Origin of the sequence: Bradyrhizobium hereditatis (genome assembly GCF_020329435.1) — a bacterium.
GTDB classification, from domain to species: domain Bacteria; phylum Pseudomonadota; class Alphaproteobacteria; order Rhizobiales; family Xanthobacteraceae; genus Bradyrhizobium; species Bradyrhizobium hereditatis.
Genome location: NZ_JAGKJK010000004.1, coordinates 250,133 through 270,414 on the forward strand (window position 1 = coordinate 250,133; position 20,282 = coordinate 270,414).

At 56.7% G+C, this 20,282-nt stretch carries 12 protein-coding genes and 1 pseudogene; 6 read left to right on the forward strand and 7 right to left on the reverse strand.

What is annotated here, in order from left to right:
- Positions 1 to 172 precede the first annotated feature (172 nt).
- Together J6524_RS11490 and J6524_RS11495 are read left to right on the forward strand one after the other, a co-directional pair.
- Entirely contained in the window at positions 173 to 1,156 is a 984-nt protein-coding gene (locus J6524_RS11490; protein WP_225670536.1) for a Bug family tripartite tricarboxylate transporter substrate binding protein, read from the forward strand.
- Between the two features lie 564 nt (positions 1,157 to 1,720).
- Complete coding sequence (locus J6524_RS11495; protein ID WP_225670538.1) at positions 1,721 to 2,653, forward strand: alpha/beta hydrolase; 933 nt, start codon at positions 1,721 to 1,723, stop codon at positions 2,651 to 2,653.
- A 286-nt stretch (positions 2,654 to 2,939) separates the two neighbouring features.
- Here the strand turns inward: J6524_RS11495 and J6524_RS11500 are convergent, their stop codons facing one another.
- Entirely contained in the window at positions 2,940 to 4,493 is a 1,554-nt protein-coding gene (locus J6524_RS11500) for a winged helix-turn-helix domain-containing tetratricopeptide repeat protein (protein ID WP_225670540.1), read from the reverse strand.
- A 274-nt stretch (positions 4,494 to 4,767) separates the two neighbouring features.
- Between J6524_RS11500 and J6524_RS11505 the strand changes: the two genes are divergently transcribed.
- Both J6524_RS11505 and J6524_RS11510 read left to right on the forward strand, forming a co-directional pair.
- Positions 4,768 to 4,881, forward strand: coding sequence for a YjiS-like domain-containing protein (locus J6524_RS11505; protein WP_249789413.1), 114 nt, complete (start codon positions 4,768 to 4,770; stop codon positions 4,879 to 4,881).
- A gap of 551 nt (positions 4,882 to 5,432) precedes the next feature.
- On the forward strand, positions 5,433 to 6,782 hold the full coding sequence (locus tag J6524_RS11510; protein WP_225670542.1) for an NAD(P)/FAD-dependent oxidoreductase: 1,350 nt from the start codon (positions 5,433 to 5,435) through the stop codon (positions 6,780 to 6,782).
- 762 nt (positions 6,783 to 7,544) lie between these two features.
- On the opposite strand, the gene J6524_RS11515 is transcribed toward J6524_RS11510, so the two are convergent.
- The 3 genes from J6524_RS11515 to J6524_RS11525 all read right to left on the reverse strand — a co-directional run bounded on the left by J6524_RS11515 (position 7,545) and on the right by J6524_RS11525 (position 12,006).
- A complete protein-coding gene (locus J6524_RS11515) occupies positions 7,545 to 8,684 on the reverse strand; it encodes a hypothetical protein (RefSeq protein WP_225670544.1) in 1,140 nt (379 codons plus the stop codon).
- A gap of 954 nt (positions 8,685 to 9,638) precedes the next feature.
- A complete protein-coding gene (locus J6524_RS11520) occupies positions 9,639 to 11,039 on the reverse strand; it encodes a TIGR02594 family protein (protein WP_225670546.1) in 1,401 nt (466 codons plus the stop codon).
- Positions 11,040 to 11,058: 19 nt separating this feature from the next.
- On the reverse strand, positions 11,059 to 12,006 hold the full coding sequence (locus J6524_RS11525; protein WP_225670547.1) for a hypothetical protein: 948 nt from the start codon (positions 12,004 to 12,006) through the stop codon (positions 11,059 to 11,061).
- 686 nt (positions 12,007 to 12,692) lie between these two features.
- Between J6524_RS11525 and J6524_RS11530 the strand changes: the two genes are divergently transcribed.
- Together J6524_RS11530 and J6524_RS38265 are read left to right on the forward strand one after the other, a co-directional pair.
- Positions 12,693 to 15,368, forward strand: a complete 2,676-nt coding sequence (locus tag J6524_RS11530) for a hypothetical protein (RefSeq protein ID WP_225670548.1) — start codon at positions 12,693 to 12,695, stop codon at positions 15,366 to 15,368.
- Positions 15,369 to 15,714: 346 nt separating this feature from the next.
- Positions 15,715 to 16,893 (forward strand): hypothetical protein, encoded by a 1,179-nt coding sequence (locus J6524_RS38265; protein WP_512699564.1) that lies wholly within the window; start codon positions 15,715 to 15,717, stop codon positions 16,891 to 16,893.
- Between the two features lie 473 nt (positions 16,894 to 17,366).
- On the opposite strand, the pseudogene tnpC reads toward J6524_RS38265, so the two are convergent.
- The 3 genes and pseudogenes from tnpC to J6524_RS11545 form a co-directional block, all read right to left on the reverse strand.
- Positions 17,367 to 18,530: pseudogene (tnpC, locus tag J6524_RS11535) on the reverse strand (IS66 family transposase); the annotation flags it as partial.
- Positions 18,496 to 18,729, reverse strand: a complete 234-nt coding sequence (locus tag J6524_RS11540) for a transposase (RefSeq protein WP_312002380.1) — start codon at positions 18,727 to 18,729, stop codon at positions 18,496 to 18,498. The gene J6524_RS11540 and the pseudogene tnpC, both read right to left, overlap by 35 nt.
- Positions 18,730 to 18,919: 190 nt before the next feature.
- A complete protein-coding gene (locus J6524_RS11545) occupies positions 18,920 to 20,089 on the reverse strand; it encodes an ABC transporter substrate-binding protein (protein ID WP_225670550.1) in 1,170 nt (389 codons plus the stop codon).
- Positions 20,090 to 20,282 lie beyond the last annotated feature (193 nt).

Below are 20,282 nucleotides of genomic sequence, written 5' to 3' on the forward strand. Positions count from 1 at the left end.
ATTAGACATGTGCTGCTATTTCCAGCACTCTCATTGACAGGTTACGTCCAACAGTTGCAGTCGTGGCGTCAGCAAGGCCTGCAAATGTGTCGCCGACCTCTACCCCATTTGTATCAATTCTTGCTGCCGTCGAACACACTGGTTGTCTTCAAGCATGCAGTGGAGAGCGGTCATGGCGACACGTCGTGAGATGCTGAAATTCTCAGCTGCTGGTCTCGCGGTCTCTTATCCCGTTTTTGCATCGCGGAGCTTGGCACAGGCTCTTTCGAAAACGGTGCATGTCCTGACGGGCTTCACGCCCGGGCTGCCTGACGCGGTCGCGAGGCTGGTTGTCGACCATATGAAGAGCTATGCGACATCCATTGTCGTGGAGACCCGGCCGGGCGCCAGCGGCCGTATCGCGGCGGGAGCTGTGAAGACTGCCGATGCGGACGGATCGGTCATTTTGTTCGCGCCGCTTGGTTTTCTCACGCTCTTTCCGCACACGCACAAGATGCTTAGGTACGAGGCGAACGATTTTACGCCAGTATCCACCGTCGCCTCATTTCCGACATTGCTGACGGTGGGTCCGAAGGTGCCCGGCGAGGTAAGAACCCTTGCCCATTTTATCGCATGGTGCCGTGCTAATCCTAAACTTGCCACCTACGGCACCGCGGGCATGGGCACCACGCTCCATCTTATCGGTGCGATGCTGGGGCGCGCTGCACAGTTCGAATATCTTCACGTTCCCTATCAGGGCAGGGCAGCGATCGACGACCTCCTCAAGGGCGAAATCGCATCGGCTATTATGCCGATGGGCACTTCGCTAGGTCTAGTCCGATCCGGTGATCTCCGTGCGCTGGCAACCACCGGTCGGCGCCGGAGCTCGTATCTGCCGGATGTGCCGACCATGGCGGAAGCCGGCTATCCCTCGCTTGAGGATGTCACCTGGTTTGGCTTCTTCGTTCCAGCCAAGACGCCGACGGATATCGTTCAGAGGCTTAATAACGCGATTCAAGAGGCTCTTGACTCCGACGAGGTAAAATCGGGCATGGCAAAACTGTCGGTTGACCTCGATCCGATCTCGATGGGTGCGTTTAACCAACTGATTGCAACCGAGTCGGCACGGTGGAAAGCGATTGTACTAGAGACGGGATTCATGCCCTCTGATTCATGATGTGAGGCAGGCCCGCGGCTGCGATCTAGCATCATCGACCGACGCGCTTCTGGTTGAGGGATCTAGACTTGGTGACGCCTATGTCGCCTTTGGGTCATGAGCGCCGTTTTGGCGACCAAGCCGCCGCTTCCGGTCTGCCCTGAGCAGCAGACGTCGTGACGGGCTGTTGGCAGGTCTCTGAAGTCCCACAAGCGGCCTTTCATCTGATGTTCCTCTTCGTTCGAAGTTGAGAGCTTTGCGATTGGGCACCCCGTTCCTTGCAATGAATTCCCCAAGACCGGACACAACGTCGCGGGGTCCGATCTTCCTCACTGATAGCCGCCGGAGAGAGTAGAGTGTGGTCGCCGGGGTTCCCTGGCGCGACCTCCGGCTGGCCCGGGACCGTCATCCGGCCCCAAAGCAGGGAGGAAGATCATGATGATCACCAGACGTGAGGCGCTCTGCAGCAGCACGTTCGCCCTCGGCGGTGTCGTACTGGCCACGCGATTCGCAAAGGCCGAGACCACTGCGCCCAAGTCCGCCTTTGCGGCCGATCCAGCGCAAAAGCTGGTGACCGAGCACTTCATGATCGACGCTGTCGATCCCGGGATAAAGCTGTACGTCAGAAACAAGCACCCGGAAGGCATGACACAATTTACAGCACAGAAAACGGTGCTGTTTGTCCACGGTGCGACCTTGCCAGGCGAGGCGACATTCGATTTTCAGATCGAAGGACTATCCTGGATGGACTACATCGCCAAGCGCGGCTGGGATGTGTATCTGGTTGATGCGCGCGGTTACGGTCGATCGACGCGGCCGCCGGAAATGGATCAGCCAGCCGCCAGTAATCCTCCCATCGTCACGACCGATGTCGCGGTGAGGGATGCCGGCTCCGCCATCGATTTCATCCTTCAGCGACGAGGCGTTTCCAAGCTCAGTCTCGTGGGCTGGTCATGGGGGGCAGTCATCACCGCGGCCTACACCGCCGACCACAACGACAAGGTCGACAACCTCGTGCTCTTTGCGCCTGTATGGCTGCAAACCCCGCCGCCCTCGCAAACTACGCCCCCTTCGTTGGGCGCGTACGTTGCAGCCCCGCCCACGCGAGAACGCCTGCAAGCCGGCGCACCCGATGATCGAAAGGCCGACTTGATGCCGGGGTTCGAGGCGTGGGCGGCGGCCGCCGTCGCCTCCGATCCCGTCGGCTCCAAACAGACCCCGCCGGTGCTGCGCAGCCCCGCCGGCGTATTTCAGGACAACAGGAATTATTGGCAGGCAGGCAAGCCATATTATGATCCGGCGCGGATCAAGGTCCCCACGCTGGTGATCGTCGCGGAGTGGGATAGGCTCGCCCCTCCCGAGGGCGCGCAAGCGATTTTCCACAAGCTGCCGAGCGGCCCCGACAAGCGGCTCGTCATGCTTGGCGAGGGGACCCATTTCCTCATGCTGGAGAAGAATCGGATCCAGCTTTTCCAGGAGGTGCAACTCTTCCTCGATAGGGCGCGCCTGACAAACTGAAAGCTCTTCGCCCTTCTCGCGGAGCTAGTCTCGCCATTTGGATCACGACGGTTGCGCGCATCATTGGGGTACCGACTACTTGGCGATGCGCCTCTAAGAAGCTGCGCTGACAAGCGCCGAGAGTCCGATATGGGTCAAAAGGCGATATCGTTCGGCTTTAAAAGCGCTTCTGCTCTGCTCTCCAAGGCGGACATCATCCGGCCCATGCGGCACGGCCGCTAAAGTCACATAACCGGACTCATGCGCCAGAGTGCCGCTATTCGATCACCTCGTGGACATTGGAGAGCTACTCGGGCAACCCCGCTTTCCGAAAACCCTTGATCATCAGCTTCGCAGTTTTTGATAGCTGGCTCCGGGCGATCCACGCCGATATTGTGAAAGCGGGGTCGATCTCAAGCATACGAGCCGCCGCCTCACGGGCCTCGGCGTCGCGCCCGAGATGGGCGAAAGCAGACGCGAGGCAGCGGTATGGTCCTGGATAGCAGGGGTTGTGACGCTGGGCTTTCTTCCCTGCACTGATGGCCTCGTCAAAGCGACGAAGCTCAATAAGGGCAAATCCCATCCCGGTTAAGACTGTGAATTGTTGCAAGTCTACCGGGCTGATTCGCATGGCACGTTCAAAGCTCCGGATCGCTTCCTCTGGCTGCCCCGCAATCTTATAGACCCAACCTCTGCAGTTCCACGTGCGATATGAATTTGGGTTGAGCGCAACAGCCCGGTCGGACATCTCGATCTCAGTCTCACAATCGCCGATCATAAGTGCCGAGATCAACGCAGCAGTTGCTAAACTGTCTGGATCGCCATCGTCGAGGCTCAATGCTAAGCGCATGAGCCGAACGGCTTCCTTGCGTTCGAATCGAGGATCGATGGCGTAGTTCCTAACCACGTTTTCCGCGTGACAGGCACCTGCCAGAGCGGCGGCAGCAGCAAACCGGGGGTCGAGCTCCAGGGCGCGCTGGACCAGTCGGAGTCCCTCGGCCAACCCTTCGCGGGTCGCTGGGCCTATCTGCTGTATGGCCCGAAGATAAAGATCGTAGGCGGTGAAGTCTTCCGGTCGCCGCCGCGACGCCAGTGCAAGTTCTGCTTGAAACAACTTGGGCCGAATAGCTGAGACAACGGCGAGCGTGACGTCGTCCTGCAGCGCGAAAATGTCCGTCATATCACGCTCGAACCTGTCCGCCCAGATGTGTGTGCCCGTAGCTGCTTCAAACAACCGGCCCGTGATGCGAACTTTCCCCGACGCCTTGCGCACCGCCCCCTCGAGGACATAGCGCACGCCAAGCCTGCGTCCGACTTCCTTGATGTCGACCGCTTTGCCCTTGAAGGTGAAACTCGAGTTGCGCGCGATCACGAACAACCCTTTGAACCGCGAAAGCGCGGTCGTGATCTCATCAACCATCCCATCCGCGAAGTACTCCTGCTCGGGATCGCCAGACATGTTCGCGAACGGCAGCACGGCGATGGAGGGCTTGTCGGGAACTGCAGGAGCGCTCTCGGGCGCATCGCCCGGATTTGGGCCCGCAACGTCTCGCGCCTCCCGCACCTGTCCGACGAAGCGGAAGCCCTTGCGCGGAAGTGTTTTGATAAAGCGCTGTTGCTCGCCGGAATCGCCGATTGCACCCCGGGCGGCATTCAGGCGTGTTGTCAGCGCCGCGTCAGAGACGCTGCGCCCATTCCAAATGGCTTTGATGAGGTCGTCCTTGCTGACAACTCGCTCCCTGTTGCGGATCAGGTAATCGAGCAGGTCAAAAACCTGAGGTGTGATTGACACCGCATCGGTCTCCCGATGCAGCTCGCGCCGGTCGGTGTCGAATGTGTAATCCTCGAAAAGATAACGCAAGCTGCCATTCCTTCTCGGGAACGCCTCTGTAGCACCCCTAGCACACGAAGAATAAGCCGCCGGTAAGGGAAATGTAAGCCACCAGTTAAGCGCGCTGGAGCATCTTGCGGCAACTTCGCCTCGTGAACAGTCCAGACCGGACACACCGCAATGAGCACGATCCACCGGACCACCGAGCTAGGACCAGCCACCACAAGGCGGCAGTTCTAGTCCTCTCGAAACATATTGGAATGCATTTCAGGAATGGCGCAAACGCCGGAGGTTACTAGCCAACTTGTCCGACTTAAATGACATGGAGCTAAAGGATATCGGTATTACGCGCAGCGAAATCGACTACGTCGCCTCGCACCGAAGTAGCGACCCGCGAGGCATCCGATCCCTCGAATGAATTTCGATATCTGACGGCGGTGGACGGCCGGAATTGGCCCCGAACAGGCCGGCTCGTGGCGCAGATGCCGTCTTCCGGCACGGGGTCATTTGCGGAAGCCGAAGAATACCCCCGCCCTCGGTCCGCCATTCCCTCAACAGCGGACATCGCGTGTTATTCGGCCCGACCCTCCATGATCTCTTTGGGAGTGGTGTGCCGCTTCGTGGGAAACTCTGACACGTCCCAGTCAGCAAGAGACCTGACTTATATCCAGATCAGCCCACATGAGAGCAGACCGTGTCAGTGAGCGAACCACCTGCAAGTATGAGATCGCTGCTAAAGCACGAAGATTGTTAGCCAGCTCACAAGCTCTGTCGAGCCGGTCAGGTTAGTTTGCTTTGAGAATGGCCGCTAGGTAGGCAAAAGGATGAATACGCCCGAAGGGAATGTCGTCCCGGCAAGCATTGCTTGCATCGCCGGCCTAGTCCTTCTTTGACTGTGGCTGGAGCTTGATAACAATGTGAGGCAATGAGCCTGTACATCGCGGCGGAGCACGCAGTTGGGAGGTGGCGATGGCGTCGACTGTAATTGGCAAACAGGCGGTCGTGATCGGCGCCGGTATGGCCGGGCTAACGGCCGCGGGGGCACTCTCCGACCGCTTCGATCAGGTAGTTGTGCTAGAGCGCGACGCTCTGTCCTCGGAGCCTGCGCACCGCGCGGGAACGCCGCAGGCGCGGCACGTTCATGGGCTGCTGCTCAGCGGCCAGCGTGCCCTCAGCGAGCTGTTCCCGGGGTTCGAACAGGATCTCACGCGGGCGGGAGCCGTACCGCTCAGGGCTGGGCTCGATGTTCGCGTTGAACGCCCTGGCTACGATCCCTTTCCGCAACGCGATCTCGGCTGGTTCGGTTACGCGGCGTCACGGCCGACAATCGAGCACGCCGTGCGACGGCGGGTGGAAAGCCGCGGAAATACCACGCTGTACCAGCGCTGCCGGGTGCAGGAAGTGTTGGCGACGCCAAATGGAGATGCGGTCACCGGCGTGCGCTACGAGAACGGCGACGGCGCGAGCGAAACGATTGCGGCGGATCTGGTTGTTGACGCCTCCGGACGCGGCGCCCTCACCCTCGCTCTGCTGCAATCGATCGGCCGACCACTGCCAGAGGAGACCACAATTGGCATCGATCTCGGCTATGCCACATGCGTTTTTGCCATCCCGGACGACGCCTCGACTGACTGGAAAGGCGTCATGACCTTCGGCCAGGCGCCCCAGAACAGCCGTGGCGGCCTGATGTTGCCGCTCGAAGGCAACCGCTGGATGGTGACCATTGGTGGGCGCCATGGTGACGGGCCGCCTGGCGATGCGGAGGGCTTCCTGACTTACGCGAAGGCGCTGCGGACGCCGACGATCTACAACGCGATCAGCCGCGCCAAGCGCCTGGACGGGGTCGCGCGCTACGGATTCCCGGAGAGTGTGCGGCGCCATTTCGAGCAGCTCTACGTCCTCCCACGCGGACTTCTTCCCATCGGCGACGCAATCTGCCGCTTCAATCCCGTCTACGGCCAAGGCATGAGCGTGGCTGCGCTGGAGGCGTGCCTGCTGCAAAGGCTGATCGAGAGACTAGGCGAAGACAGCAATCCAATCGCTGCGCTGGGACCTGCTTTTTTCGCCGAGGTGCAGACGTTGATCGAGACACCGTGGTCGGTGGCCCTACTCGACTTCGTGTTTCCCGATACCCGGGGGCAACGTCCGGCGGATTTTGAGACCACGCTCAAATTCGGTACCGCCCTGACCCGGCTCGCCGCCGAAGATCCAGCCGTCCACAAGCTGACCATTGAGGTCCAACATCTATTAAAGCCACGCAGCGTCTATCGCGATCCCACGCTCGTGCAGCGAGTGCTCGCGAAGATGGCCGAGGCGTGATCGATGCGGAGAGGGACTGGCGCCCGTTAGCGGTCTCCATAAACTAATAAACTAACGCTGGGACTAGCCTTCAACAGCCACGCCCCTTCCGTCTGCCCGGCCGTGCCTCATAGCAGGCTCCTCGGACCTCAACCTTCTCAATGTTGGGCTCGGCGCCCAATATGATTGGTTCATAATGCGATTAGGTCGATAGTCCCTCGGTGGGGGAGCGTCAGGGGATGCAAGACGTCCATGGTAGGAAGTAGTGTCGCTATAACTCGTCGCCCAGAGCTGCAAGCCGTTGGCGCTGGATTAACATCCAAGCGCGGCCGCCTTTCCAGCTAGGTCACGACCGCTGAATCCCCAGCAGCAGACATAGCCGTGCCTGGTGGGTACGCCTGCTGCGGGACCAGTAGGAGACATCGCTCCGGCTTCCTGCAACACCGGGATCGCCCAGCCACTCAGAGCCCGGATCGCGACCTGCCGTTCTTTGACCATCGACATCGAAAGTGCTCCTGCCCCAGACGACTCCGATCGGCCCGCCCTCCGTTCCGGCTGGTAGCACAGGGCAGGGATTCCGAATTGCCGAATTGCCGGAGCTAGAGGAAATCCTCGAAGGCTAGCCACGGTCGGCAATCGATAATCCATCCGGTAAAAGATCAGGAAAGAAGCGGCTCGCTGAGGACCGATTTCCGAAGCGCGCGGCCCGGAGAGTTCATCGTCATCGAGCTACAGACGACGCTACGGTCGCCAGGTCAGCTCGGTTGTTCGCCTGATAATGTGCTAGCCTTTCTCGTTCGCTCCAAGCGCTTTCACGAGAGAATCCAAAATATTGTAGAGAACTTCAACGGAGTACCCGACGAGAAATGCGAGCGCTGATGGCGTAATGGAGCCAACAATACCAGTGGTGTCGGTAACTGAAAACCAGCTGATTGCAATCCCTCCAACAACGCCCAAGGCCAGGCGATTTGAGTAGACCCCCGACTCGTAGGTCCGGAAAGAAAGTGATTTTATCTCGGCACTGGTCGATCGAAGAATGTAGACAGTAACACCTAGGAGGGCAGCAAACACTGGCAGCAAGTACTTCGATATTAGTGCGTTTACGGATTGTTGAGCTACAAGGACGGAGCCATCTACGGGACTAAATTGCGTGGGCAGCTTTGTGCCTGTCAGCCATCTGAACTGAAGAAATCTCAAGATAGAGTCATTGTAACCGGCAAGTGTTTCAAGCTCATTCCGGCGCTTTTCGATGAGAAGATCTTGACGTTGCTCTTTGGTGGCCGACGTGAAATTCGGTGTTGCACCTTCAGCCGAACCACCACCCCCATCGGGCTTAGGCAGAGGTGGACTACTTCCCGTCGCAGCGGACCGATCTCCCGAGCTCGGATTGCTGGCTTGGTTGGGAGAACGCGTCGGCTCATCCTTGATGGCTTGGTAGGTCTTCTCAATTGCTGAACCCTTGGTGATTCCGGCTCCAAGGTTGGAATACTCTTCCGAGATTAAATTATTTCTTGAGATCGCACTTTCTGTGATCGACAGATAAGCGAAAAGCACCAGGGTTACACTAAATGCTGCGATTGAAATTCGGCGTATTCGTTTGAGTGATTCTTGTTGTCGAACAATTTTCTTAACCTCGGGATCCGCAGTATTGCCGAACGTTTCAGCATCGAGATAATCGGCGTAGGATAGAGCATCAGGACGCGCGGGCAACGCTTGCTTTACTAAGGCCTGATAGTCTTTCCAGAATTGCGTCTCCTCTTCGGGAGTGAGATTGTCTATTTTGCTCACTGCCACCAAAAGAGGAGTGATAGCATCTCCATCGAGTTGCACAGTTCCTTCGTTGGCCACATGGGCAATTAATTGCCGCACGTAACCGGCAGCCTTCAAAAGGTGGAAGTCGCTCGTCGATTTGTCGTCACTCAAGGAACTACCTCAATTTGCCAGCTGCAAGATGCTCCCAAAAATAGGCCAGTTCTCGGGCAGTTCACGAGCGTGTCGCCCTGCGACAACGTAATTTGGTAAAGGCCTGGAATGCTGAATTTCCATTTTTCCGCTCCGAGCCGCCAATCGAACAGACCATCAGCAATCTGCGTTTCACGGATGAGTGCTGACCTATCGAGATAGCCCATGAGCAGAGAGCCCTGATCTACCAGAGCGACGCCATTGTTTCTGTAAAAATTCAGACGGAACGGTTGATAGCTTTGCGCTGAATTTAAGTACGACCAGTCACCTTGTAAGCGGAACCAGAAGTAGAGAGATTGACCTACCTGCAGACGAACTCGCTGATTGAGCCTCGCACCCGCCCTGGGGCAGTTCGAGTATGAATAGGTGAGTGCAGTCTCGGAAACGAAAATGGAGCCGGGATACGAGTTTGCGACATAAGAATTGTCTACGCAAATGCTGCTTGCTGCGCTCGAGCAGGCTCTGGCGGCATCACTAATGCCGCGCTTGACATCAACACAATGCGGAAGAGATTCTTCCGGCTATGTTTAATGAGTCGAGAAGAAAAAAAGAGTATTGAAATAGCGGCCTCCCCCAGAAGCCATTCCAGCATTAGCCTCGTTACTATACAGCCAGTTGTTCCTTGCGCAAGACAGCTTCCTCGTGGCGATCAGCGCCCAATGAGGCTTTGCATTGGATCGATATACATAATCACTTCCGACTGCTCGTGCATTCCAAGAGAAGGCGTGCGAAGCCATAGCCAGCTCACAGCGCCAACGATGTTGTCACTAATGCGGGTATGGCGTAATCCTCCGTTGATACACGCTCGCGAGGGCACTCTGGGGAGGTGTCGCCGATCGCGTCGAGAACGTCACGTGCTCGCAATGCGTTAGCCTAAGAAGATGTCGCGCGGGTGGTCCTTCCGTGTTGCGCAGATCAGTTCATTACAGGCATCATGAAAGCTACAAACTGGGCCGTAATCTTGCCCGACGCATTCTTCCTAACCAGCGGATAGGTTTCGAGCTTCACGGCGTTTGATTGATTCCCGCCGAGGAGCTCCACTGAGCCTGTAGTCCAGGTGTGAACAAACCCGACGTGTCCTTCACCTGTCGCCCAGTTGGGGTCTGAAAAGGGTTCGTAGCGGCGCACGGCGATCGCGCCATACCTGGGTTGCTCTAATCGAACAAATTGATTTTTCTTGTTCCAGAAGAATGACCTTGCCCCTGGATGGTCAGTTCCGGCATAACCCGCTGTCGCCAGGCAATAATTTACAAATGCAGCACACCAATCGACTTCATCTCCACCAGCGGGATCGAACCAGGCGCAAGCGACTCTAAAGTATTCCAGAATCCTGGGATTCTCACCGGGATCCGCCCATTGTGAGCGTTCGCGCATTGGAAGGGCTGCTTCACGTTTTGCGATGTCCATCCATTCCATCGCGGCGCCAGCAGCCGAAGATATCGGCGCACCCGCATTGCTCGATGACGGGGGTTCATCGGATCGCTCAATCCCGACCTGCCATCCCTCAACGATCTGTACGAATTTTGCAATCTTGCGAATGTCGGCAACGGCGAGCGTGGACAACACGGTAGCGCCCGAGATACCGGTCTGCCTCACGAGAAAGGCCAAGTACTGGTCCGAATCGTTCTCGTTCGGAGGTGCGTAACGGAACACAGCATCCTTTAAAGTCAGATTGACGTAGGCATTTGATCTGAGCAGCGTGACAATCGCGTCAAATCCAAGTTTATATTCAGGAAAGATCGCAAAAGCGCCGTCATCTCCAATCGCGCCCGATATCGTCGCAAAATTGCCCTTGCGGATGTTGCCGGGATTGTTGTTTCGCCAACTACGAGACCCCCCTTCTTTCGCGAGCTGGCGACCTTGCGCATCAACATAGAGGATAGTCTTTGCGGCGATCTTGCGTGCCTGCACAAATTGTCCGGGCTGGCCTGTTGGAGCCGGCTGAGGGCTGTCCAAGTTTGAACTCGGAGGCGCATCCGGCATGCCGTGAGCGCCACCTGGTTCAGTACTTGGTCCTGGATCGCGTGGTTGAGCCGGGCGGGGTTCGTTCGAGGGGAACGGCCAGTTTCGTGCCCTCCGCGTCAGCGAATCGAGTTCAAGACGGAAGTCTTGAAGCTTCTGAGCCAGACCACGAAGTCCTTTGATGACCAAATCATCTTGGGCCCGGAATATCTGTCTACGCAGGCTCTCGGCCGCCGCTGCTCCCTTGCTATCACCGGCAGCTTCGGCCTTCTCCAACGTCTGTACAGCTTGTTCGTAAAGATGTTCAAGTTCTTGTTCGGCATTCTGAAAATCTGAAATATCCGTGACTGCCATCCCAGAGCTCCGCAAATGTCTATTTTAATCTCAAGCTTTTGACCTTTTCAGCCAGCACTTTAAGCTCGACCGACGCTTCCGCCAGAACGGCCAATTCATTCGATGGCGCATCGCTCATCGCTGCCGCCGCCGCTGCCTCCATGGTGATGAGGGTTTGGTCGAGAAGGAGGACCCAACCGGCAAGCATTTCGCGATCCTTCTCCATTGCAAGGAAGGCGTCCTTGGAAGGTCGTCTTTCCTCGATGCTCTGATGTGATCGCTTGAAAAGCGCAAAGATGACCGGCGTGTTGTCCCTTAGCGTTATCACCAGCTCCTTCATCGAAGGGTAGGCAAGAACAAGCTGCTGGCGGAAAGCTTCTCGGCTCGCGGCAGTCACGAGCGGCTGCAGTATTGGCAAGACCGTCTTCAGAATACCGTCGGAATCCCCAATGAGTTTCGTTGCTCCAATCTGCGCGGCCGGACCACCGAGCGCCACTTGCGTGGAGGCGATCGCGGCGACGACGTTGGTTGCTATTGTCCCTGCGCGATTCACCAGAGCGTTCGCTGCCTCACCATTCTGCAGGGCCGCCATAGCATCATTGTAATTCTTGAGCGATTTGAGCGAATTGCGGATCGAGGATGTGACTGGCGGATCAACGTTGTCCAGATAGTACGCGGCCTGAGCCGGCCGGAATTCGTTGGAAACAAGATTACGCTTCACAACAACGCGTTCGGCATGAGCCATGGCATCAAAGACCCTTTGAGCCTGCTCATACTGCCCGTCGAACGCCTTGACATAGAGCTGAAATTCAGCTGCCCCCTGAGCGCAACCGATAAGCCCCAATGGAATCAAAACCAATGGAAGGAGATGAGAAACGCGGCTCCAGGCAAAGGCAGGAGTGAGGCGGCAATAATCGATCGGAGTCGTTGCTGTTACCGATATTAGCAATCTTGCTACGTATAAAAAATTCCAAATGAAATTACTCATACTCCCTTCCCCCGCGAACGATAATGGCAGACTAATTTGCGCCTTGCAATGTTCGGTTGTGCAAAAAATGCGCAGATAGCTAGGTAGTCGCGGCGGATCGTACGTCCTCATCTGACACCTGCTCTGTCAGCAGATCCTCTCCGTTCAGAAGCCGACTGCTATCGTCGCAGCAGGAACTGCCTCCAGTCAAATCCGGCCACAGCTCGACGCCCTGGTTAGCCCAATCCAAGCTCCCAAAGCCGATTAGGCAACCAAGGGCGAGCCCATCTTCGTCGCCGAAATCGAGTACCGCGACATCACCTCTGAAGGGCTCTTAAGGGCAAGCTCACTTGAAGTTCTTGTCGCGGAAATAGGAGAGCCACTGGGGTGTAGGGGGTCCCCCAGGACGACGTGAGGGCGCATTCTTGGCTAGCTCAGGGTTAACGCAGCACCGCGGACCCCCACCCCGCAGCGTCGCGATCGCGGCTTACGCGATCAGGCGTCGTTCGATCCTGCTTGTCGGCGCTTGGTATTAGAGCATCCGGTCAAAGTAAGACCGGCTTAAAGGTCACTATTGTTTCTTGCAACTTACGGGCACTTGCGAGACGATGCAGCTTGAGGGAGAGCGGCACAGTAGGCAACCCTGATCCGCCAGCCGGACAACGAGATTGCCGAACGCGCGGCTAAAGAAGGGCCGGAGGGTAGGCATGACTAAGCGAATTATCATTGCCTGTGTTCTTGTCGGTATTGGTGTCCTAGGGCCCATATTTTTCGCTCGGCTATGGAGCCAAGTTCCGACTGTTGAGGCGATCGATGAAACCTCTCCGGAAAGCGACGCGACCATAACGCTCAGTGATCCTCTCCTTTACGCGCGAGAGACGCTCATTAACGACCGTCGCCGCGAATACGACTTCTTGACTGATTTGCTGATCGATTCGAGTAAGATTCAATTCTCACCTCAGCTGGCAAGAGATCTTAGTACGCTTTCAACCGCAAGCGTCCAGGTGAGCGCAGCTCTGAACACTCCGACCGCCCCAAGCGGCGAACCAAAGCCGATGCCGAGCCCCGTCACGGCCGATCAAGATCGATCAGCGGCTTCACGGGACAAATTGCAATACTCCCCAAATGAAGAATTCAGAGATAGGCAAGCCTATAGGAATGAACTTCGAGCTGCTCTTGCATCTGTCAACCTTGACGATCTGCATGATTTCGCTGGTAACGCGTTATTCAGACTACAGTTCAAGGCATCCGTATTCCCTGGCAAGCAAAAGAACAAATACGGTGTGACTCGATTAACGCTGGTTGCGCCGACCATTTCTGCAGCGGACTTAGAGACGCTCTACTTAACATGGCTTGGGCATATATCTTCCCGGCTAAATATCTATGATGCGCAAGGCAATCTGGTTGTGGACGGAAGATACCAGAGCACGGGCATAGCGCCGGCTTTTACGGACATTCTGAAAATTACGATTGATTTGCGGGCGACGGACCCAAGGGAGGACATCTGCCTTAGGTACCAAGACCAGCTCAATGCTTCGCTTCCTCAAGTTTGCAGTTATTTGGCATTGGCAGTGGGACCCAGCGACCGATCTTTAATTCGAGATCTCTTTCGCGACCGGAGCGATGTCCAACTTCTCACATTTTTCGAACAATTCACCAGCGATCGGGACTATTTCGAGCAGTCAATTTGCCGCGACCCTCTCAAGCAGGATAAGTTTCGACAGATAATCATGGTTGCCAAGACGGCATTAGAAGCAATGTCGACGCTAGGCGCTGCGTTCAATGGTATAGCCGCCGGCAATTCGTCTTCTGATATGGCGCGTGCCGACAACGTTAGATCAGGCGACTTTCTGGACTTGAGGAGTAAGTATATTCAGCTGGGGCAGCAGGCGGCACGAATGCGCGATCATGTTCGAGGGCTAGAAGCACCGGCCACTTACATCTTGTCCCTGGTTCCGAGGCTTTCTTGCGCACAGGAGATTCAGCAAAAGCTACCGGCTAATCTGAACCTCAATGCAGAGGCCGCTCGGCAGGCGTCCAGTTTAGCACCGAAGTCATTCACTGCCGCTTTAATCAATGGGGCGAAAGCCAAGGGTCAGGCTTACGGCTTAGGCACAGCTCCCTCTGAGTTAGGCCAGCGTCTGACGACCACGGCCCGAGCTTCCGCGTCGTTGGATATTGCGCTCGCCCTTCAAGCAAGCCGAAAGCAAGCTGAAATGAAATCAGCTGCGGACATGGCTCGCAGTGCGGCACAAACAGCGGCAGCTTTGGAACGCATTCCACTTGTGGTCGGCTTCTCCGACAGGCGCATCGATGGCCAGCAACCTAGTCAGGAGCCACAGTTCGGGTGGGTATTTGGGCCACGTATACGAACAATTGGAGCGTCCGGCCTTACGTTCGAGCATGGAGTGGCAGCTTACGATGTTTCCGCCGATGTTTCGGTCCCAAGCTGGTGGCCCCGCCTAGATTTTCAATTAGAGACCGCGTGGGTAAAGAATTGGTACGGCACCGCCGATGTGCTGCCTCCTATTTCGTTTGCGCAGGGAATTGGCACATCGGCCGACGCTGGACATAAGCAAAGAGGATTGATTTCAATACCATTGCCTCTGAATCGTGCTGATCTAGACGGCTTGACTAAATTCCTTACAGGGAGAGCGTTTGGCGCTACGCAGGAGCTGACCAGTATTCGCTTCGTTGAACCATCTGTCATATCGGCTTGCGCTAAGACTGTGACGTTTTTGATTTATGGCGCCAACATTTGGCGCAACACCGAAGTGTACTTTGGAGGCCTGCGTGCAAAGCAGATTACAGTGTTGCCGGATATGGAGGGAATCGCCGCTACATTTGAACTGATGGACCTTTTGGATCAGAAAAACTCTGCTAAAAACCCCCTCGGATACGAAGAGGTCGCCCTCCGAGTTAACACTCGCAATGGAAATGATTGGCGCCCCATACGAGTTATGGGACAGCGAGCCCAAAATGGCGAATGTCAGTCTCCTTATAATGTCACTACTCCTATTGTGCGGGCACGACAGCGCCGCGCTCCGGTGGTGTTCGAACTAAGCCCATCGAGCATTCAAGGGTGCGCTGATCCAGCGTTGATTGTTTTGAGCGGGCAAAATCTTGTTTCCGTGGATACCAAGCAATTGATAACTGAATTCTATCTGGGAGGCCAGAAAGCTGACGCAAAGCTCATTGGAGCCGCTGAAGAAGCTGGTGCACCCGAGGTCGTTGAACTTGTAACGAAGATGCCTCCAGATATGAGACAAGTGGCCGGTAGAACACAATTGATCGCCGCCAATCGGAACGGAATGGTAAGCATGTCTCTCGAAATCGCAGCCTGCTCGACGGCATCGGGGAGCAAAAAAGATGACAAAGAGTAAAGTCTTTGCATCCATCTTTCTTTGTTGGGGCTGGCTCGGCTTTCCGTGCCTCGGTCATTCGGCTGAATGCGACGAAATCCTCGTTGAAAGCGCTCTGCGCAATCCAACTATGGATGCAAGTGGAAGCGCTTTGCAACTGATTACACGGGAGCAGTTCGATCGATTGCGCGCACAACCATCGGCCGTTCTGTCGGGTCCCCTAGCGACGGCGAAGACCTTTGAAGAGTTTTCCGACGCTCGCAGTCAAATGTCTCGAAAACTTACGTTTGTCTTTGGCTTGGCCAGCGCCAGAACGAATTTGCTGACTTCGATCGATCAGGCGACATTTCGGGACTGGAATGCGTGTATGCGCCGACAGGGCAATGGACTGCATGCCTGGTTGTCGGATATAGGCAGCATCGAAGCGTCAGTCTCAATCGTTTGGAATTCGGAAACGCAAAGCAGAACTACGGCTTCTGTACGCAGCATAGGAGATAGCTCGTTTCAAAGAGCTTTCGATCTCGTATCAGGTCAACCAACTTCTTTCCCTGTACCTCGCAGAGATAGGGGAGAATCTGCACTGCTAGTTACCTCGGCGGTAGGCGAAGCAACTATTGTGATCCCCGGGAAGTCCACGCCCTCGGATGCTGCCGAGGCTGTGGCAAGCTTGGAAAGAAAGACCCTTAGAAGTGCCGACTTGGTACTAGAGAGCGCTGGTGGTAATCGTACGAGAACGAACTGTTTCACACCTGAGCCAGGTTGGAAGTTCGACGTCGAGCCGCCACGGATCGTTATTACTTCCAAAACCGACAAATATTCGGGCCAGGGGGCAAGCTTTGCGAGTGTGATAGAGCACACGCCAGACCGCATCTGCTTCCAGGTAACTGCGCGGCCCATCCAGGCAGATTCCTTCGCGCTCATTTCGGCATATGTGGAGGCGACGGAATTTAGATCGACTGGTCCTGCATCTTACCAAGTCTGCATTGGCGATCCTGGAAATGGATGTCCCGCCGGCACCGAGAGAATTGCTTGTGGCGGCTCGCTCGAAACCTGGGCTTCAGACAAATGTAAGTCTGGATTTGTTAAGCGGCAGATTTTCGGCCAATCGGGCGGTCGCTGTGGGTACACTGCATTCCAGATTTCATGTGCTCCCCCGGTCTGCGACGCGTTCATCAGCAAGCAATTATCGGCGCAGTTGGGGCCTGCGATATCTTCGCTTGGATGCACGGCACTCGGAGTAGCCGGCTTCGACAAAGCCGATCATAAGCTGGAGAGTGTCTGTTACAGCTCCGACGGCCCAATGTCGAAGGTCGAAATAGTTGCTACGCTTCAATGTAGGACGAGCGAGGCTGCTCTTGTGCGTGCTGGGATTTCAGATCGTATCACCGCAATTGCGACGGTTAGAGGCTCGGATTGCAACATCCAAGATGTTAGTCTCCGCGCAGCTGGAGAAATTGGAAAATTGGTCAGCGCCTCCTTCGGGCTCGAAGGTCGAGCTAGAATGGCCCTTCAGGCTGAGCTTAACACCATCTGCAAAGCGAGGTAGTTGTAGTGTCGAACAAGCGCCACTACATCGAACCTCTCCCGATATGCCCGACGCGCCGTTGATATGGTGCGACGTTTGAGTGCGAACGGACCGTCGCCGACATGGGGGCGAAGTCACACCAATCTAATAGAGAACGGACCGGAAGATGCTCCCGTCTTGAAGCGCTCATGAAGCGCCGTCAAACGTAAACGCTGGTTTATCTTTTAAGCCCGATCGCAAACGTTTTTTCGTCTGGTTGATCGCATCCGGCGCGCCGGACCCCAACCCTGTGAAGGTTAGGGTCGAAGCAACAAGCGCCTTCAATCAGCTTGCATCAACTGACCATGCCCGCGGACGGGGAGCCGTCGGGGAGCCGCCAAGGCCGGGCCGCGCGGACGCCCGTTCCGCGTTCGTCTACTTTGGTCCATGAACAGAGCAACACTCGCGCGCAATCCGCATGGTAAGCATCCGGTGACGACCGCGTGGCGGTCGATTCAGGCTGCCTGATCGACTCGCTTGTTTGGGGCGCGCCAGTTCCAGGGAAGCAGTTCATCGAGCCGATGGACTGGATGCGCAGCGATCCGCGCCAGGACATCGGCGAGCCAGGCTTGCGGATCCACGTCGTTCATTTTGGCCGTGACGATCAGGCTGTACATCACCGCAGCACGGTCGCCACCGCGATCGGAGCCACAGAACAGCCACGACTTCCGGCCCAGGGCAATGCCGCGCACGGCTCGTTCGGCAGCGTTGTTCGACAAGCAGATGCGGCCGTCGTCGAGGAAGCGGGTGAACGCGCTCCAGCGCTTGAGCATGTAATCCATCGCCTTGGCGACGTCGTTGCGACGTGAGAGCTTGGCGCGTTGCTCACGCATCCAAACTTCCAAATCCGCAACCAGCGGCGCACTGAGGTCCTGGCGGACGGCGCGGCGCCGTTCGGGATTCTGGCCGTTGATACCTCGCTCAATCTCGAACAAGGCGTCGATCCGGCGGACTGCTTCCAGTGCCAAGGGCGAGATCACCGCGGGCTTTTTGCCCTGTACCTTGCGGCGCGCATTCTCTGTCAGATCAGCCATCACGAAGAACGGCCGTCGGGCATGGACCCAGCAAGCGGCTTCCAGGATCGGACCTGCGTTGCGGCCCGGTTCGTAAAGCCTCCCATAGCCGCCATAGGCATCGGCCTGGAAGATTCCGCTGTAGCTGGCCAGATGCGCTTGAGGATGTTCGCCGGCGCGATCGCGTGAGTAATAAAACACTGCCCCTGGCGGCTCGGGCCCGCCGAACGGCTTGTCGTCGCGGACGTAGACCCAGATCCGGCCAGTGCTGGTCTTGCCCTTGGCTAAAACCGGGACCGTGGTGTCGTCGCCGTGCAGTCGCTCGGCGCGCAGCACATGGGCCTCGAGGCGCTGGAACAGCGGCGTCAGCGCCACCGTACCGCCGCCGACCTGATCGGCCAGCGTCGACAGGCTGATCGGCACGCCTTCTTTGGCATAGCGTTCGGCTTGCCGGTTCAGTGGCTGATGTTGACCAAACTTCTCGAACAGCACCATCGCCAGCAGGCTTGGCCCCGCCCAGCCGCGGGCAAGCACATGGAACGGCGCCGGGGCCTGGCTGATCTTCTCACAATCACGGCAAGTAAACTTCTCGCGGACGTGCTGGATCGGGGCCGAACGAGCGCCGCCATGTCATCAGCAACGAACGTGATATGCCGTGGCGTCTTGCTGTCGACGATATAGCGCGCGGCGCTTGCAAGCTCTCGGTGACGATCCGCAGCTTCTCGTCATCCGACCAGCGCCGCCGGCGACCAGTCTCGACCACCTCAAGCCGTTCAAGCTGAGTACTGCCCTTATGGCTGTCCATAAGCACTGTTACGCTCCAATTGGACTAATCCAACAAGGCGGCCCCCGCCGGAGGGAGACTCCGCATGTCGTTGCCACCAAGAGAAAGTCGGTAGGGTAGGGAGCCCGTTCGAATACTCCGTCCTCGCTACGTTGTTTAACGATTGAGCGCCCCGCGCGTTGGTTTGCGACTCGAATCGCGATGTTCTTCATTATTCCGCGAGCACGTTGCCGAACAACTCCCAGCTCGTACCATTGAACCGCATCACTCTCAGCTGACTTATCGGGGAATAGTTGTTCGCGTTATTGTTAAGTCTTATCCCCGGAAGCAACATATCCAATTCGAGGTTGGAGATGGATGTCGCCTGCTTCATCACATTTTCGCGGCTGAGGTCATCGCCGCACTCTTGCAGAACATGAACTAGCGCTTGAGCTGCAAGATAGCCAGACACATTGAAAACGTCGGCTGCGTTGGCCCCCGGCATGTATCTACTCATAAAACCGAGGTACTTCTTCAGGCCAGCATCGCTCGCCCATTGCGGATCCTGAACGTCCTTCATGTACGTGCTGGAGACAATGCCGACCGAATGGTCCACACCGGCAGGCTCCAGCACGGTTTGGATAGATGCTGACGGAAGGGCCAAGATCTGCGTTGGCCTCCAATTGAGTTCGGCCGCCTTTCGGATCGCTTGGGCTGCAAATTTGGGTGTGGTCGCGTTGAAAAAAACGGTCGCCCTCGATGACGCAAGGATGGCCATTTGTGAATCGATAGTGGGGCTCGTCGGCTCGTAAGATGCTCGGGCCACGATCATGCGCCCCGCTTCCGCGCCAAGCCCCGCCTCCAGTCCTTTCACATAGTCCTTTCCAAAGTCGCTGTTCTGATAGAGGACGGCGATTGTCGCGTTCGGATCGCTCTGCTGGATGTACTTTGCGTACAATATAGCCTCAGTCTTAAAAGTCGGCGGCCATTGCATAGTCCACGGAAAGTGTTCCGGATCATTCCACCGGGTGCCTCCCGCGAAGATAAAGATTTGGGGAACTCTCTTGGAATTGAGGTACGTCTGAACGGCTGCTTGGTTGGTGTCCCCTAACGATCCGAACATGAACAACACCTTGTCCGACTCGACGAGCCTTCGGGTCTGCTCTACCGTTTTTGATGGGGTATACGCATCGTCAAGGGATAGCTGCTGAAGCTGACGCCCCCTCACGCCCCCGGTCGCGTTGATCATTTTGAAGTAGGCTGCTTGTACTTTTCCTATAGCGCTCCAGCCAGAGGTCGGACCGCTATATGGCAATGTTTGGCCGAAGACTATTGGCTCGGCGGCAACGTCACCTGATGCAAGGGACAGCAAAAGCACGCCCAGTTTGAGTGCATGGCGCATCGCGGACCTCCGTAGAAAGAACTCTCCTCTCTGGAATGCTCCGGACTCGATTGTCATTTGCAGGCTCGTAACATCGACGGCGCATGGAGAAGTGCGCCCGGCGCAGTTCTCCCTCGTCAAAATCAATTTGACTTGACTGTCCACTTTCGGCTTGTTCAGATCAGCAGGCACTTCGCATTTGCTCTGCGCTAGG